Raw genomic sequence first — 762 nt, 5'->3', positions numbered from 1 at the left:
TGCAACAAATGCTTCAAATAAATTTATAGAATCTTTGCGAGCGCAAGTCCCTGAAGGTTATAGGTTCATCTTAAATCTGAGGTCAGGCGCGCTGAAAGAGGCTAATACCCTGTTTACGCCCGGACCGCCGCAGCTCGCAATGGAGAAATGGATGCCAAGAGCAACGAGAGCGCTTATCCTAGTTGAAGGTCATAGGGTAATTGGTCTGCGATACGTCCAAGCGGCCCAGAGTCTTGGTTTCCATCCAATTACCCTGTCGGCTGATCCTGCTCGGTATGACTACCTTGCGGCGGAAAGTGTCGAGACAATCCGTGTCGATACAGACAATCTCGATGCGCTGATTCACGAATGTTCGCGGCTACGTGCGACGTATGACATTGCTGGCATTACTGGCTTTGCGGGCGACGACGAGTCGATCTACGCGACAGTTGGCAAGCTCTGCCTGCATTTCGATCTACCGGGACCGAACCCCGCATCGATTGAACAATGCTGCGACAAATTTACTCAACGTCAGCTCCTCGCGGAGGCCGGCATTCCAATACCTGCTTATCGCTTAGCAGCGAATGCAGCGGAGGTTGAAATCTCTGCCGCCGAGATCGGCCTGCCGGTGATTCTGAAGCCAGCCATAGGCAGCGGCAGCATCGGTGTGCGATTATGCAGCACCGTCGATGAGTTAGCCGAACATACCACCTACCTATTGGGTGGGAAGCACATTTGGCGATCTTCGCCGAGGATACTTGTTGAAGAATACGCGAATGGTCC

At 52.8% G+C, this 762-nt stretch carries 1 pseudogene; it reads left to right on the top strand.

Features of this window, described 5'->3' with window-relative positions:
• Window positions 1-151: 151 nt before the first annotated feature.
• A pseudogene (locus tag EOB80_RS34290) lies at window positions 152-762 on the top strand (hypothetical protein); the annotation flags it as partial.

Origin of the sequence: Mesorhizobium sp. M7A.F.Ca.MR.245.00.0.0 (genome assembly GCF_003997415.1) — a bacterium.
Classification (GTDB): domain Bacteria; phylum Pseudomonadota; class Alphaproteobacteria; order Rhizobiales; family Rhizobiaceae; genus Mesorhizobium.
The sequence above is the reverse complement of the archived record's forward strand: the minus strand, read 5'-3'. Positions and strand labels throughout refer to the sequence as shown.